9 protein-coding genes and 4 tRNA genes are annotated in these 15,728 nt (G+C 57.9%); 9 read left to right on the forward strand and 4 right to left on the reverse strand.

The genetic code is table 11. The features are described 5' to 3' along the window. Positions 1-12: 12 nt before the first annotated feature. Complete coding sequence (locus ACIQTS_RS01610; protein WP_400288331.1) at positions 13-1,323, reverse strand: phosphotransferase; 1,311 nt, start codon at positions 1,321-1,323, stop codon at positions 13-15. A 259-nt stretch (positions 1,324-1,582) separates the two neighbouring features. Here ACIQTS_RS01610 and nudC point away from each other — a divergent pair, with 259 nt between their 5' ends. From nudC to ACIQTS_RS01625, 3 genes are all read left to right on the forward strand, one after another. Further along, positions 1,583-2,419: an NAD(+) diphosphatase gene (gene nudC, locus ACIQTS_RS01615; protein WP_402470748.1), complete on the forward strand. Its 837-nt coding sequence runs from the start codon at positions 1,583-1,585 to the stop codon at positions 2,417-2,419. Beyond that, positions 2,416-4,539 carry an ATP-dependent DNA helicase UvrD2 gene (locus ACIQTS_RS01620; RefSeq protein ID WP_332489282.1) on the forward strand — a complete coding sequence of 708 codons (2,124 nt, stop codon included), beginning with the start codon at positions 2,416-2,418 and terminating at the stop codon, positions 4,537-4,539. Before nudC ends, ACIQTS_RS01620 begins: the two co-directional genes overlap by 4 nt. 125 nt (positions 4,540-4,664) lie before the next feature. Then, positions 4,665-5,276 carry a SprT-like domain-containing protein gene (locus ACIQTS_RS01625; protein WP_402470751.1) on the forward strand — a complete coding sequence of 204 codons (612 nt, stop codon included), beginning with the start codon at positions 4,665-4,667 and terminating at the stop codon, positions 5,274-5,276. Positions 5,277-5,337: 61 nt separating this feature from the next. Here ACIQTS_RS01625 and ACIQTS_RS01630 read toward each other — a convergent pair whose 3' ends face one another. Further along, positions 5,338-6,765, reverse strand: a complete 1,428-nt coding sequence (locus tag ACIQTS_RS01630; RefSeq protein ID WP_402470753.1) for a zinc-dependent metalloprotease — start codon at positions 6,763-6,765, stop codon at positions 5,338-5,340. A gap of 349 nt (positions 6,766-7,114) precedes the next feature. On the opposite strand from ACIQTS_RS01630, the gene ACIQTS_RS01635 reads away from it, so the two are divergent. The 6 genes from ACIQTS_RS01635 to ACIQTS_RS01660 all read left to right on the forward strand — a co-directional run bounded on the left by ACIQTS_RS01635 (position 7,115) and on the right by ACIQTS_RS01660 (position 12,669). Then, positions 7,115-8,062 (forward strand): PDZ domain-containing protein, encoded by a 948-nt coding sequence (locus ACIQTS_RS01635; protein WP_402470756.1) that lies wholly within the window; start codon positions 7,115-7,117, stop codon positions 8,060-8,062. Positions 8,063-8,192: 130 nt separating this feature from the next. After that, on the forward strand, positions 8,193-11,228 hold the full coding sequence (locus ACIQTS_RS01640; RefSeq protein WP_105657496.1) for a UPF0182 family protein: 3,036 nt from the start codon (positions 8,193-8,195) through the stop codon (positions 11,226-11,228). Between the two features lie 62 nt (positions 11,229-11,290). Beyond that, positions 11,291-11,364, forward strand: a tRNA-Met gene (locus tag ACIQTS_RS01645). A gap of 463 nt (positions 11,365-11,827) precedes the next feature. Further along, positions 11,828-11,901 (forward strand) — tRNA-Met (locus ACIQTS_RS01650). Between the two features lie 262 nt (positions 11,902-12,163). Next, positions 12,164-12,237, forward strand: a tRNA-Met gene (locus ACIQTS_RS01655). 358 nt (positions 12,238-12,595) lie between these two features. Continuing rightward, positions 12,596-12,669, forward strand: a tRNA-Met gene (locus tag ACIQTS_RS01660). A 116-nt stretch (positions 12,670-12,785) separates the two neighbouring features. Here ACIQTS_RS01660 and ACIQTS_RS01665 read toward each other — a convergent pair. Then, positions 12,786-13,517, reverse strand: a complete 732-nt coding sequence (locus ACIQTS_RS01665; protein ID WP_105656844.1) for a PspA/IM30 family protein — start codon at positions 13,515-13,517, stop codon at positions 12,786-12,788. Positions 13,518-13,587: 70 nt separating this feature from the next. After that, positions 13,588-15,573 (reverse strand): TPM domain-containing protein, encoded by a 1,986-nt coding sequence (locus ACIQTS_RS01670; protein WP_402470759.1) that lies wholly within the window; start codon positions 15,571-15,573, stop codon positions 13,588-13,590. Positions 15,574-15,728 lie beyond the last annotated feature (155 nt).

Raw genomic sequence — 15,728 nt, forward strand, 5'->3', positions numbered from 1 at the left:
GCTGGGAAGTCTTTACTTCTCGGCGTCCTCAACAGGCTTGTTGTTCTTTTCAGCAGGCTCAGCCGTGCTCATTGGCCGTGCGGCAGCTGACTCGGCCTCCGCTGCATCACTATCGTGTTCGGCGGCCTTGGAGGCGGGTTCATCCTTCGCAGGCGAACTGTTCTTGGCATCAGCCTGAACAGCATCAGATTTTGGCTGGTCACCAGACTCCCCTGGCGCGGCCTGGACATTGGACGCTGTGCTTCGGGGTGTTGCGGAGTTCGGCGATTCCGCTGCCAGGGGAGTGACCTTGTCGGTGTTAATGCTTGGCGCGGCGACGGCGGCCGGCTTTTCCGGAGCCTTCTGGGCCGGTGCTTCTGGCTGGGGAGCCAAAGGGCGCGGAGCTTCCACGACCGACAATGGCTGGCCACCGTACTCCGCGATGTTCTGGTCCAATTCGCGTAGCATCTCTTCGGCCTCGGCGATGCGCTCGTAGTCCTTGGAATCCAAAGACTTCACCAGCCACTGCGCCAGCGCGAATTCGGCGGCCAGCGCGGCGCGACGCATGATGTGCGGATCCGCAGCCTTGCCGCGGGCTTCGACATAGGCGGTGAAAACGCGCTCGCTGAAGCTCTGGTCTTCTATGGCCGAAAGCCAAGCGAAGTCATCAGCGGGATCACCGACGTGCAAATCTGTCCAGCCCTTGACTGCAGTGATGCTGGAATGGGAAATCTGCAGCTGCTCTTCATCGAAGTCGCCGTGAACTACGGCAGCGTTGAAACGCCACAGCGCCACGTCCTCCATGGCGTGTTCCCAACGGCGCAGCAAACCGCTTGGCACCTTGCCCGTAGCCGCGGCGGTATCCAGTTCGTTGAGTTTGCGCTGGCGAATCTCGTCGGCAGTGTAGGTCGGCAGGCCTGCCACTTCAACAGCTTCATCTGGGATCTGGTGGATGGCAGCCATGCACTGGCCCAGCGACTTGGCCAGGTTGCTGCCGACATCAACCAATTCATCGAGGGTCGGAACGTGTCCGGGCATATCCTTGTAGACAAAGGTGCGCAGTGGGCCCTGGCGCACGGTGCCGGCTACGGCAGGCAAGGAAAACGGCAGTGAAGCGCGGACCTTGGCGGAGAAAGCGCGCAAGGCCGAAAGCTCTGCTTCCAGACGCATGCTTGCCTCGTCATGCCGAGGTGAACGAACGCGCCAGCGATGCTTGAGTGCGTCGACGATCAATGCTGAGTCAAAATCTTCTGCATCGTCGGACAGCGCCGCGAAGCCTACCGGAGTCAATCCGGGGACGGCGGCGGTGGCAATTGCGGCGAGTTCCATGGCAGTGCGTTTCACAAGTTCCACCGTATGCGAGATTCCCTTTTCTATCGTTGAATGACGCACGGAATATGGCGGGATTCACCGGCAACATTCAGAGTTGCGACGAATCTCATTGATCAACAGCTATCCACATTGAGCAAGCATCAAGATTCTGGAGCGCTACGTGCATTAGGTTAGAGGTATGGCTCTGGCAGAAACTTATCGAACCCCACTTACCGGACTCCACTTCGGACAGTCTCTGATTGAGCGCCCACTGACCGAAAAGCAAGACCCGATGCTTTTGCCTGGCCTATTTAAGCAGCGCAGCACCAAGGTGCTGCTGATCAGTGGTGGTGGCGCGGCAACTATCGGCTCTGATCTCTTCTTTCTCAACGGCACGGACTACCTCGCAAAAGACTCCGAGCGCCAGGTGTACCTGGGGCGTGCATCAGGCACGGAATACGTTCTGGCTCTCGTTGATGCCGCGGACTATGCCTCCAGCGGCATCGAGCGCTGGACGACGCTACGTGAAGGCTTCAACCTGCTCAATGAACTGCATGCAGAACTCTTCGTTGAAGCGCAGGCGATCGCCAATTGGATCCGTTCAGAGAAATTCTGCCCACGCTGCGGTTCACCCGTTAGGGCTGCCACCTTCGGGTGGGGCCAGCGTTGCGTGAACAATGACCACGAGCTTTTTCCACGTACCGACCCGGCAATCATTGCCTCGGTGATCGACAGCCAAGATCGATTGCTGCTCGGATCCAACGCCACCTTCAAGCACCGGATGTACTCGGTGCTTGCAGGATTCGTCGAAGCAGGGGAGTCCCTGGAGTCTGCTGTGCGCCGCGAGATCTTTGAAGAATCCGGTGTGCGTATTGGAGAGGTCGCCTACCGCGGTTCCCAGCCCTGGCCAATGCCGCGATCGCTGATGCTCGGTTTCGCTGCTGAAGCCTTGAGCGAAGAGCTGGTTCCGGATGGTGCAGAAATCATGGACCTTCGCTGGTTCACACGAGCCGAACTGCGTGAAGCTCTGGAATCAGGAACAATAGATATACCGCGCGGAGTCTCGATAGCCCACGCATTGATCCGTACCTGGTACGGCGAACCCCTTCCGGAGGCCCTGAGCAAGTGACCGAATACGACAATCCGCCAGCAGACAATTTGCTAGCGGGACTGGATGCTGAACAGCGGCAAGCAGCTGAAACCCTCAGCGGTCCACTGTGTATTCTGGCGGGCGCAGGAACCGGCAAGACCAGAGCAATTACCCACCGGATCGCCCACGGCGTGCATACTGGCATCTACAACCCGACCAGTGTTCTCGCGCTGACTTTCACCACGCGTGCAGCTGCGGAGATGCGTACCCGCTTGCGTCAGCTCGGCGCACCCGGCGTGCAGACGCGTACCTTCCACGCAGCTGCCTTGCGCCAGCTGCAGTACTTCTGGCCGCAGGCCGTTGGCGGTACCCTGCCGAACTTGGTAGAACACAAGGCCCCGCTCATTGCGGAGGCAGCGCGTCGCCTGCGCATTTCCAGCGACCGCGCCATGGTCCGTGATCTGGCTGCGGAAATCGAATGGGCCAAGGTCTCCATGCATACCCCGGAAAGCTACGCCAAGATTGCGTCTTCCCGAGAACTGCCCAACGGTCTCGAAGCAGTGAGCATGGCCCGCATCTTCCAGACCTACGAAGAGCTCAAAGATGACCGCGGAGTTATCGACTTTGAAGACGTACTGCTGCTGACCATTGCAATTCTTGAAGACAATGAAAAAGTCGCAGCCAGTGTACGCCAGCAGTACCGCCACTTCGTCGTCGACGAGTACCAGGACGTTTCGCCGTTGCAGCAACGGCTCCTGGATCTCTGGCTTGGCCAGCGCAACGAACTGTGCGTGGTGGGCGATGCCTCCCAGACCATCTATTCTTTCACCGGTGCACGCCCAGACTTCTTGCTGAACTTCGGCACACGGTTTCCGGAAGCAAAGGTCGTGAAGCTGGTACGCGATTACCGCTCCACTCCTGAAGTCGTGAACCTGGCGAATAAGGTGCTTGCTAATCGGCGCATTGAATCCCAAGTCCCTGACCGTAACGTGACCTGGCCTGAACCACTGGAACTCATCGCGCAACGCGATCACGGTCCGGCCCCTGAATTCTTTGAAGCGACGGATGACGAAAATGAAGCCGAGGAAGTCGCCCAGCGCATCAAGCAGCTGCTCAAAAACGGCCAGGACATCTCCGAGATTGCCATCTTGTACCGCACTAACGGGCAGTCCCAGGCTTTTGAGCAAGCACTGACGGCGTATTCCATCCCCTACGTAATGCGTGGTGCCGAGCGGTTCTTCTCCCGTCGCGAAGTCAAGGAAGGGATGCTGGCCTTGCGGGCCGGCTTGAGCGTCGCCGCAGATACTCCGGTTGCGCAGATGGTGCGCGATGTGCTCTCCTCGCACGGCTACTCGGCGAATGCCCCAAGCGGCGGCACTGGTGCGGTGCGCCAGCGTTGGGAATCGATGTCGGCACTGGTTCGCCTGGCCGACGAAGTCGTTGCGCTTAAAAAAGAACAAGACATTGATGCCACATTGCACGATGTGGTCAAGGAATTGGAAGACCGCGCAGCGATCCAGCACGCGCCAACTCTGGATGGCGTCACCTTGGCATCATTCCACGCAGCCAAGGGGCTGGAATGGGATGCTGTATTTCTGGTTGGATTGAACGAAGGCCTGGTCCCGATCTCCTATGCCAAGGACCAAGCGGGCTTCGATGAAGAACGGCGGCTGCTGTACGTGGGTATTACCCGCGCACGGAAGCACCTGTACCTGTCCTGGTCGCTGGCAAGGACCCCGGGCGGACGCGCGCACCGATACCCATCACGATTCCTCGATGGAATTAAATCGGTACGCCAAGCCAGCAGCAGGCAGCAGACCACCTACCGCAAACGCGAACAGAAAATCACGCCCGCAGTCTGCATGACCTGTGGATCCTTCTTGACCAGTGCAAAAGAGCGAAAGCTCAAACGTTGCGCCTCGTGCCCTGCTGCCTATGATGAAGCGTTGTTTGAGACTTTGCGTGAATGGCGATCGGAGGTTGCCCAATCCAACGCGGTCCCGGCATTCGTCATATTCACCGATGCAACCCTCATGTCCATCGCGGAGCACCAGCCGGATTCAATCCAGGGATTGTCGAAGATTCCCGGGGTGGGACGTAGCAAGCTTGAACGATATGGCGAGGCGGTGCTTGCGGTCGTTGGCGAGCGCCGCGCATAGGGTTCTCCACAAGTTGGCGAATTGGTCCGAAGCTGTTCAGGCTAGGACGTAGCTTAGAGATCACGTAGTGAGCGGACAGGAAGGTCCCCGGCCGCTGCCATAGATGAGGAAAGAGGCGCAATGCAATGCCAGCTTTTCCAAACTCCGTCGACTTCGTAGCGCCGGATGAGATTCCAGTGCGGGTTCTCCGCTCGGCCAAGCGCAAGAAGACCATTTCCTCCCAGTGGCGCGATAACCGGCTGATTATCCAAGTCCCTGCAGCGCTGGACGAAAAAACGGAACGCGCTTTCGTTGATGAGATGATCTCGAAGTATCGCAGGGGACGCCAAGCGCGTACCGCGGGTCATACCGATGATGCGCTGGAGCGCCGAGCGGCATCTCTTGACCAGCAGTACTTCGCCGGCGAAGCCGCGCCGCAATCCGTGCGTTGGGTAGCCAACCAGAATAAGCGTTGGGGTTCGGCTTCATATCGGCAGCGCAGCATCCGCTTATCGGTCACGTTGCAGCATATGCCCAGCTGGGTGCAGGACTATGTTCTAGTCCACGAGCTTGCGCATCTGGTGGTCCCGCGGGCCGGCCACGGACCTAGGTTCCAGGCTTTGCTGAACCGGTTCGAACGCCGAGCGCAGGCGGATATTTTCTTGGAGGCATTCCACGCAGGCTACAACGCTCACGCCAAGGAATTGGGCCGGGCCCAGGATGAACTTTCGGGTTTCGGCCATGACGAGGAACAGTAGCTCAATGCACGAAGGAGGGATGTGCACTCGTGCACATCCCTCCTTCGAGGTTTCGATCTAATCAGTTCTTCGGATCCTCTGGATTCCCTGAGCCGTCATCGCCTTCGGCTTCGGGTTCAGCGTTGTCGAAGCCGCCGTCCAGAAGCTTACCCAGTGCTGCGTCAAAGTCGTCGAACTCGGTCGCGGCAACTTCTAGGCGATGCGTGAAGCCCTTGGGATCGGTGAGGTCTTCCGCGGTAGGCATCAGATCTGGGTGATCCCATACGGCATCACGGCCCTCGATTCCACGTTCGTCGTACAAGTGCTCCCACAGGGCAGCCGCTTCGCGCAGCTTGCGTGGGCGCAATTCAAGGCCAACCAGAGATGCGAAGGCAGTCTCAGCTGGGCCACCCGAAGCACGGCGGCGACGCATCGTCTCGCGGAGGTGACCAGCAAATGGAAGGTTCTGGGCGGCCAAGGAGACCACATGATCAACCCAGCCCTCGATCAATGCCAACGTCAGTTCTAGGTTTTCTAGAGCCTTCTCCTGAGTGGGGGTGCGCTGCGGGGTGAACAATCCTTCACCCAGCATCGACTGCAGCGCTTCGGGGTTGGACGGATCGATACCGCGTACTGCTTCTTCAATGCGCGACATGTCGATATGGATGCCCCGAGCATAGGATTCCACGGCACCAATCAACTTGGAGCTTAGCCAAGGGACCCGGTTGAACAATCGTGCGTGTGCGTTCTCCCGCAGAATCACATACAGCAGGACTTCCTGCTCTGGGATTTCAAGGCCATCGCCGAACTTGCTGACATTGGCCGCGATAATGCCTGGAGTGGTTCCTGCCAAAGGCAGGCCGATATCGGTGCCGCCAAGCACATCGGTTGCCAAGCCGCCCAGTGCAGTGCCCAGCTGCATGCCGAACATGCTGGCTCCGAGATTGCGGAACATGCCATCGGAATTGCCGAGCATGCCCTTCATCTCTTCGGGAATCTGATCCTTCATCGCGGTGGTGATTGCGTTAGCTACCGACTCGGCAACAGGCTCGGTGACCTGCTTCCAGGTGGCCAGGGTCTTGTCATACCATCGTTTACGAGTCCATGCCTCGGTCGAGCGGCCGTTCGACTCGAACACCGTAGCGTTGTTCAGCCACAGTTCAGAAAGGTTTGACGCATCGCTGATGGCGTTGTTGCGCGCGTCCGATACCGCCGGATCATCGCTGGCATATGCCTGCAAAGCGGTGTCGGATGCAAGCTTCCAGTTCACCGGACCGGAAGACGCGTTATTGCTCATCATCGCGGACATCATGGCCTGGGCCTGCTGCATCATTTTCTGCATCGCAGCCGGATCGCCTTGAGCACCAAGGGCATCACGAAGCTGCGGCGGGAGGTCATTCGGGTCGAACCCGCCACCGAAGAGCTGACCAAACATTGCAGAAAATGGGTCCTGCTGATTGTTTTCGTCGTCATCGCCGTTAGGGCGGTTATTCGGGGGGTTCTGTGCCATGCCTTTAAAACTACCGCGAGTAGCTGATAGTTCCCATGAATCTGGGCTTCAGTTCGCTTTCGGCACATCGAATACGCCTTGATGCTGATGCTTTTAAACCCAGGGCTTCAGTAGGCTAAGGGTGGGGATGTCTGCAAGGACGGATCCGCGTATTTTTTGACAGTTGGCGGGAGCAGGATCAGTGCACGTACAGGAACCACAAGACTCGACTTTGGAGCCAGGCGATTCCAGCCGTACTCCGCGAGGTTCCAAAACCATGAAACGCACCAGCTCCGGCGTCGTTGCGCTCCTCCTGATCGGCGTCATGATGTTTCTCCCGACGAATTTCATGATCCGGTCGCCTGGCCCAGTGTTTAACACTCTTGGCGAGGACAACGGGCACGATGTGGTCTCCATCAAGGGAGCCCAGTCATACCCTTCGGAGAGCGTCTTGGATCTGTTGACCATTTACGTCCAGGGTGGCGGGCAGAACCGAATCACCATACCTGTCGTACTTGAAGCATTGGTCAATCCGGCCAAGGATCTAGTTCCTGAAGAAACCATCATTTCTCGTGGTGTCTCTTCGGAAGAGAAGAATGAACAAAATGATTTCATGATGACTTCATCGCAGGACTTGGCTGTGGCAGCGGCTTTGGCCGAGCTGGATCAGGGCTTTACCGAGTGGCTTACGGTCGCTGAGTTCTCCACCGGCACGAATGAAAAAGTGCTTGAGCCCAAGGATCGCCTTCTGAAATTCGAAGGAGAGAGGATCACTTCGCTGGAACAGCTGAAGGAAGAACTGAATTCCCGCGGTGCAGAACCAGCAACCTTGACCGTTGGCAGACCGGATAAGCATGGCGTCTACAGCGACGTAGATGTCACTGTGAACACCAAGGAAGCCGAGAATGGCGAACGCCAGTTGGGTGTCTTCCTGGGCAACGAATACGAGTTCCCTATCGATGTGAGCTTCGGGTTGGAAAATGTTGGCGGTCCCAGCGCCGGCATGATGTTTGCCTTGGCGATCATTGACCGCCTGACGGAAGGCTCATTGGCGGGGGACCACCACATCGCGGGTACCGGTGAGATTTCAGCCGATGGCAAGGTCGGTCCAATCGGTGGAATCGCCCAGAAGATGGTGGCGGCGAAGAATGCCGGAGCAACCGTCTTCTTGGCCCCAGCCGACAACTGCGCTGAAGCCATAGGGCGTATTCCTGCCGGACTGGATGTCATCAAGGTTGCAACCCTGTCAGAAGCTCGCCAGGCATTGGAGAAGATCGCCGCAGGTGAAGACCCGGCGACTTTCACGACATGCGAATAGATTTAGCCGGGCATCAAGGGAAGAATGTGATGCAAGGAAACCAGTCTCGTACACAACGCCCGTACAAGAATTAGGTACACGAGTTCTCTTGTTGGGAACAACGGGAAGAACCCAAAGTAAGGAATAGATAGTGTCTTTCGGATCGGATAGTCCGTTCGGGGGTCCGCCGCGGCCCCAAGAACCACAACGACCTTCCAACCCTTCGGGCAAGAAAGCCTCGCCGCTGACCCTGACCATCTTCGCGGTGGTCATTCTCGTCGCAGTCTTCGTTTTCTTGTCGAATTTCTACGCTGATATCCTCTGGTTCAACCAGCTGGGTTTCTCCGAGGTCTACTGGACTGAGCGGATCTCCAAATTAGTGATCTTCCTGATCGCTTTGGTGCTGATGGCGGTTCCAATGTGGTTCTCGATGCGCAGTGCCTACAAGCACCGCCCTGTCTATGCGCCAAACTCGACCCGACCTGATTCCATGTCGCGCTACCAGGCCCAGCTGGAACCAGTCCGCCGATTCCTGATGGTTGGCATTCCATTGGTGATCGGCATTTTTGCTGCCGTTGCCGTGGCCGGACAGTGGCAGACCATCTTGCTGTTCTTCAACCAGGTCGGTTTCGGTAGCACTGACCCCCAGTTCAACATGGATCTGGGCTTCTTCGTTTTCTCCCTTCCATTCATCGCACTGGTCAACGGCTTCCTGATCTCGGTCGTGCTGCTCAGCGGCGTGGCTGGTCTGCTGACCCACTACCTCTACGGCGGAATCCGCGTTGAAGAGCGTGGCGGCATAACCGTTGGCAAGGCCGCTCGGGTGCACACCGCAGTTGTTGTCGGAGTCTTCTTGATCTTCCAGGCTGTGAACTTCTGGATCGGCCAGTACGAGACCCTCACCGACCAGTCCGGCCGTGTCGCCGGTGCACTGTACAAGGATGTCCACGCTGTCATCCCTGCACAGATGATTCTGGCCATTGTGGCAGTCCTTATCGCCATCACCTTCGTGATTGCGGCAATCAACGGTCGCTGGCGTTTGCCATTGATCGGCACCGCCATGCTGGTAGCAACGATGATCGTTGCCAGCGGCGTCTACCCGTTCCTGATCCAGCAGTACAAGGTGGTCCCTTCCCAAAGGGCGTTGGAGAGCGACTATATTGAGCGCAACATCGAAATGACGCGCTTGGCTTTCGGTCTCGACGATGTCGAAGTTACTGACTACGATGCGAAGATCTCGACTGAGAAGAATGCGCTGGCCGAGGAAACCTCAACCACCGCGAATATCCGCCTGCTGGATCCAAACCTGGTTTCGGCTGCTTTCGCGCAGCTGCAGCAGTTCCGCGGCTACTACACCTTCGCCGAGACCCTTAACGTCGACCGTTACGAGATCGACGGCAAGGTGGAAGATACCGTTATTGCCGCCCGTGAAGTGAACGTGGACCCAACCGACACGTGGGTGAACCAGCACATCAACTACACCCATGGCTACGGCCTGGTGGCTGCCTACGGTAACCGCGTGGCTGCCGGTGGTCGTCCGGACTTCATGCTCGGTGGCATCCCGACCTCTGGTGATTTGATTACCGACGAGGATTACGAGCCGCGGATCTACTTCGGTGAGAATTCTCCGTCCTACTCCATTGTCGGCGGGCCGGATGAGGGATGGACCGACCAGGAACTTGACCGTCCAGGTACCGGTGGCGAGAACCAAGACACCCGCTATACCTTCCAGGGCGATGGCGGTCCGAACGTTGGCAACATGTTCAACCGCTTGGTCTACGCACTGAAGTTCGCCTCCACTGACCTCTTGCTCTCACAGAACGTCAATAGCGAATCGCAGATCCTCTACGATCGTGATCCTCGAGATCGCGTGAGCAAGGTTGCTCCGTACCTGACGTTGGATTCCCAGGCGTACCCTGCCATCATTGATGGCCGCGTGCAGTGGATCATCGATGGCTACACCACCTCCAACGACTTCCCGTATTCGCAGCAGCAGCAATTGGACTCGGCAGTGACCGACTCGCTGACTAATGCGCAGGACCTGTCTTTGACCGGCCGCGTGAACTACCTGCGCAACTCGGTGAAGGCCACCGTCGACGCCTATGACGGAACGGTCAAGCTTTACGCCTGGGACACCGAAGACCCGATCCTGCAGTCCTGGCAGAAGGTCTTCCCTACGGCATTGAACCCGTTGGATGACATGTCGGCTGAGTTGATGGAGCACGTACGTTACCCTGAGGACATGTTCAAGGTGCAGCGCGAAGTGCTAACCACCTACCACGTGGACAACCCGGACGCGTTCTACGAGTCCAACGATGCGTGGGCTGTACCGGATGATCCGACCTCATCCGCCGCTGGCGTGAAGCAGCCGCCATACTTCATGTCCTTGAAGATGCCGACCCAGGATGAAGCGTCGTTCTCGCTGACCTCGACGTTTATCCCTGCTGCCGCGGCCAACGGCCAGCAGCGCAACGTGCTCTTCGGCTTCCTTTCGGCCAACGCCGATGCCGGCTCCGAACCTGGGGCGAAGGCCGAAGACTACGGCAAGCTGCGCCTGCTCGAGCTGCCACGAGATACTGCGGTTCCTGGCCCAGGCCAAGCACAGCAGAACTTCGATACCAACACACGCGTGACCACTGAATTGAACCTGCTGCGTCAGGGTGCTTCGGAGGTCAAGAACGGCAACCTGCTGTCGCTGCCAGTTGGCGGCGGTATCCTCTACGTTCAGCCGGTCTACGTTCAGTCCTCGGGACAGACCAGCTACCCGACCTTGCGTAAGGTCCTGGTTTCCTTCGGCGACAAGGTTGGCTTCGCCGATACCTTGGCTGAAGCACTGGATGAGGTCTTCGGCGGTGAGTCCGGTGCAGTGACTGGTGAGACCGAAGGCGTTACGCCAGAGGATGATCCAAAGGGCGAGAAGGAACCAACCAAGACTGATACCCAGAAGCTCTCCGAAGCTCTGGCTGATGCGAATGAAGCCATCAAGAATGGCCAGGAAGCGCTGGCCAAGAGTGACTTCGGAGCCTACGGCGAATCGCAGAAGCAGTTGGAGGATGCCTTGACCCGCGCGATGGACGCAGATGCGGCCATCAACGGCACCGAGGTTGACGGGGATGTGAAACTGGACGACGGACAAAATCAGGACGCAGCCCAATCGCCAGCACCCCAGGACGGTGCTGAAGGCTAAGCACTAGCACCAGCTGACCGATTTGCTTTCACTCCGCGATGATGCAAGAATTGTCTAGTCATCGCGGGGTGGAGCAGTTCGGTAGCTCGCCGGGCTCATAACCCGGAGGTCGCAAGTTCAAATCTTGCCCCCGCCACGAATGGCAAAATGGAGATCCTAACGGATCTCCATTTTGTGTTAATCTGCAAGTTGCCCGTTGCCGGATCAGTACCCGTGAATTGATGCGGGAACTGCCGTCAACCCATGTACGGGAGGGGGCGGTCGTCGGCATATGTGTAAGTTGGGGCCGAAGGCTGACGCAGTTCCAGGCCGACCGCAGTGCCCCGGGCGCTGGAAGGCCCGAGAATCTTCCCCTGAGCGGGCTAGGGCGATCGCAGCAGACTCTCAGGCACCTTGTGGCGACGGGCTACCCGCCGGAGTGTGCAATCATGCGGCGGAAGACCCTGGGGTCTTTGAAACCCGGGTAACGCCGGGCCGAGGCATCTGGATATAACCAAAGGATAATTCGGATCAGGTCGGACATTTAGGCGTAGTGCGATTAAGGACACTCTTTTCGATTCGCTATTGAGTTCACCAGTTGGTAATGTTGTATTTACCGACGCGGGGTGGAGCAGTTCGGTAGCTCGCCGGGCTCATAACCCGGAGGTCAGAGGTTCAAATCCTCTCCCCGCCACGAAAGTGGAAACGGAGATCCGGAAGGGTCTCCGTTTTTGGTTTAACCGGACTTCTCAGGCCTGCGCCAATGGGCGACCGCGGCGTTGATTTTATTTCAAGCTCGCCGGATGGGTCTGAAAAGCAATCCCTTCATCCGGGGGAGAACCTGTGCAGAGTTGGGCGGTTGCCCTGCTTCACGAGCCAGGGGTGTCCTGGTGATGCAATGCACTATCCCAGGATTGGCCAAGTCATTCACTGATTGGTAATATTGTATTTACCGACGCGGGGTGGAGCAGTTCGGTAGCTCGCCGGGCTCATAACCCGGAGGTCAGAGGTTCAAATCCTCTCCCCGCCACGAAAGTGGAAACGGAGATCCGGAAGGGTCTCCGTTTTTGGTTTAACCGGATTTCTCAGGACGGCGCCAACGGGTGAGCGTGGCCAAGCGCCAGTAGGCACATGATCGACTTCCCGATGGGGGAGCAACTAATATGTCCGCATCCACTGGGCCGAGGCGGACAGGCAGCGGACCCATGGCGTTGATTTTGTTTCGAGCCCGCCGGATGGTCCTGAAAAGTTTTCCCTTGCCCCTGGGGAGATGCCGTGGGGAGTGGGGCGATTTCCCTGCTTCACGAGCCAGGGGTCTCTTGGTGACGCAATGCACTATCCCAGGATTGGCCAAGTCATTCACTGATTGGTAATGTTGTATTTACCGACGCGGGGTGGAGCAGTTCGGTAGCTCGCCGGGCTCATAACCCGGAGGTCAGAGGTTCAAATCCTCTCCCCGCCACGAAAGTGGAAGCGGAGATCCGGAAGGGTCTCCGCTTTTGGTTTATGCATTAATGAAGTTGGCTGGCAATGCTTTCGCAATGCCAGCCAATTGAGACAGTTCAGAGAGCAGAAAGTTTAGCTCTCCAAAGCATCGGTTTGTTTGGCCTTCAGAGCGGCCAGACGGGCTTCCACCTCGGTCTGCTCACCCAGATCTTCCAAAGACTCGAACTGGGAGTCCAGGCTTGATGCCTGCAATTCTGCAGCACCGCGAACGCGGGCTTCTTCGCGACGAACCTTTTCTTCGAAGCGACCAATTTCGCTGGACGGATCCATGATGTTCACGGACTTGATGGCTTCATTGACCTGGTTTTGAGCGTGTGCCGACTTGGAACGGGCGACCAGCTCGTCGCGCTTGCTTGCCAGTTCGGTACGCTTTTCCTTCATCATGTTCAAGCCGCTTTTGAGCTTGTCCACGATCTCGCGTTGCGAAGCGATCGTCGGCTCGGCGGTCTTCATCTCGGACTCGGCCTGCATCTGGCGCTGGATGGCGACCTTAGCCAAGTTGTCGAACTTCGAGGCATCATCGGCATTGCCTGCAACACGGAACTCTTCTGCCTTGTTGGATGCTGCCAGAGCCTTGTTGCCCCACTCGGAAGCTGCCTGCTCGTCTTCGCGGAAGTCGTCTTCCAGCATGCGCAAGTTGCCGATGGTCTGGGCAATCGCCTGCTCTGCTTCAGCAATATTGTCGTTGTAGTCGCGCACCATCTGATCCATCATTTTCTGGGGATCTTCAGCTGAGTCGAGCATTGCATTGATATTGGCCTTGGCCAACTGGGAAATGCGTCCGAAGATTGACTGCTTGATCATGGTTGGACCTTTCTGTCCGTCAAGAAAACACTATGAACTTGAAACCTTCTGGTGAAACTGGTCCGGCAAGCTAGAAGTTGCCGCCTCCTCCGCCTCCGAAGTCACCTCCTCCAAAGCCGCCTCCGCCGCCACCGAAGCCACCGAAGCCGCCCCCGCCAAAGAAACCTCCACCGTCGCCGCCATCGGAATGACCGCCATGGCCTCCGCCGCCGAGGATGGTATTGATCAGGATGCCTCCGAGCATCGCGCCACCGATGCCATCAAACATCCCGCCCCCGCGGCCACGGCCGTAGTTCCCGTAACCGCGCGAGTCGCCGAAGCCGTCGAATCCGCTGACGTCGCTTTCGGCCATCTGCGCAGCTTGGTCAGCTAGCTGAATGGCACGCTGTGCGGAACCTACAGCACGCAGCGGATCGCTGCCAGAAAGCGAGCGCGCCTCATCGAAGGTGCGCTGGGCCTCAGCAAGGCGGGTTCGAGCTGAAGAGCGGACGCCGCCGCGACGGGCACGGATGTAATCGTCGGTACCGCTGATGCGCGACGCTGCGGTGTGCAGCAACGAATCCAGTTGTGCACGGGCTGATTGTTCCTGCTGGGCCTGGTTACGCGTACTTGAAAGAGCTTCTGAAAGCGGGCGAACGGACTCATCGAGCTGGGTGATCAAAGCCAGCGGGTTGTATTTGCCGCTGCTCAGTGCTTGCTTGGTATTCGCCAGAGTGCTTTCGACACCGGCCGCGGCGCTGGAAAGGCGGGGATTTGCTCCGTTGCCCACGAAGGCGTTCGCTTGAGCCAGGTCGCGTTCGGCCAGCGCCATTGCGGACTTCAAGTCTTGCTGGGCCTGCCCCAAGGCTTCGCCAGCCTTGTTGATGGCCTTGAGCAGTACATCGGCCTGGTCGTGGGCTTCTTCCGCATTCTGGATCAAGATCGCGGCATTGGATCGGTCAGTGGCCAGTTTCTCTGATGCCTGCTTCAAGGCGGAAGAAGCAAAGGTCAGGCGCTCGGCGGCCTGGTCGGCGTTGTCCTTGATCTGCGATACTGCGCTGGCGTCATATTGGCCGGCAAGGCGTTCCAAGTCTGCCACGCGGGCCGACAGCCTCTGGTTGAGCGGTTCCTGGTTCGCCGATACCTCTGTAATGCGATCCTCGGCATTCTGCTCCAGCTGGCGCAATTGCTTGAACTCGTCGGCATGGGCCTGCAGGGAACTGTTGACCTTCTGGCAACGGTCGATGATTTCATTCAACCATGAACGCTGATCTTGCTCGGTATCGGGGATATCGTCATCCAACTGCTGCTGCAGGCGGAAAGATTCAGTCAGGTGGTTCTTGGCTTGTTCAATATCCTCCACATAGACCTGGACAGCCTGCTTGCCGTATTGTGCTTCGGCGAAGCCCAATTCTTGCTGCGAAGAACGGATCGAGTCATCTGCAGCCACCAGCAATTGGTCTGCCTGCAAACGGAGCTTGTCCAGGGGGACCAGTTGCTGCTGCGGAGCAGGGGCGCCGTACTGTCCTGGGTGTTGGCCTTGGCTCTGGCCGAGCTGCGCGGTCTTCTTCTTGCTGCGCCGTGAAAGGAAAAGGAACCCAACCACAGCAACGGCACCAATGGCCAGTACGACGGTTAGGAAACCACCGCCAGAGGATGAACCATCTGGGCTGCCTCCACCTTCAACGCTGCGCATGCCAGCGATGGCCCCCTCGACTGCACCGGCCCAGTTTTTCTCACTGAGTGCCGGGCTGATTTGGCTGCTGTAGATTTCAGTATCGGCTTTGGCAATCGGACCGCCTTCGGCGCCAGCAAAATATGCTTGGCGGGTCTCGGTTGCCACCACCAGGATGGAGTCAGCGCTGCCCAAACCCTTTTGGTTGGCAACTTCGGCAGCCCATTGATCTGCCTGGTCTGGGTTGGAGAACTCGTCGACGAATATCGCAAACAGGTTTAGTCCGGTATTGCTGCGAAGTTCCTTAATTTCGGATTCCAAACGCGCTTCGTCGGAGCCGAGCACGCCTGAAGAATCGACGACGAAGTCGCCAGGTGGAATCGTTACAGGCGATTCAGCCATCGCAGGTGCCGATAAGCCGAAAGAGGCTACCGTTGCCAATATTGCTCCAGCAATGAGCCGTCGAGCTTTCATACGCATGTCTTGTTCCCCACCTGAAATGCATCAGTCAATCTAAAATCGGGAGAATCCCGATCTGGTGATCCCCGAGATTGGGT

It is taken from the genome of Glutamicibacter sp. NPDC090743 (assembly GCF_044769125.1).
Lineage (GTDB): Bacteria > Actinomycetota > Actinomycetes > Actinomycetales > Micrococcaceae > Glutamicibacter.

Coding starts and splice junctions, on each gene's coding strand:
- ACIQTS_RS01625 (WP_402470751.1), top strand. CDS start 4,665: ATGCCAGCTTTTCCAAACTCCGTCGACTTCGTAGCGCCGGATGAGATT.
- ACIQTS_RS01630 (WP_402470753.1), bottom strand. CDS start 6,765: ATGGCACAGAACCCCCCGAATAACCGCCCTAACGGCGATGACGACGAA.
- nudC (WP_402470748.1), top strand. CDS start 1,583: ATGCTTTTGCCTGGCCTATTTAAGCAGCGCAGCACCAAGGTGCTGCTG.
- ACIQTS_RS01665 (WP_105656844.1), bottom strand. CDS start 13,517: ATGATCAAGCAGTCAATCTTCGGACGCATTTCCCAGTTGGCCAAGGCC.
- ACIQTS_RS01670 (WP_402470759.1), bottom strand. CDS start 15,573: ATGGCTGAATCGCCTGTAACGATTCCACCTGGCGACTTCGTCGTCGAT.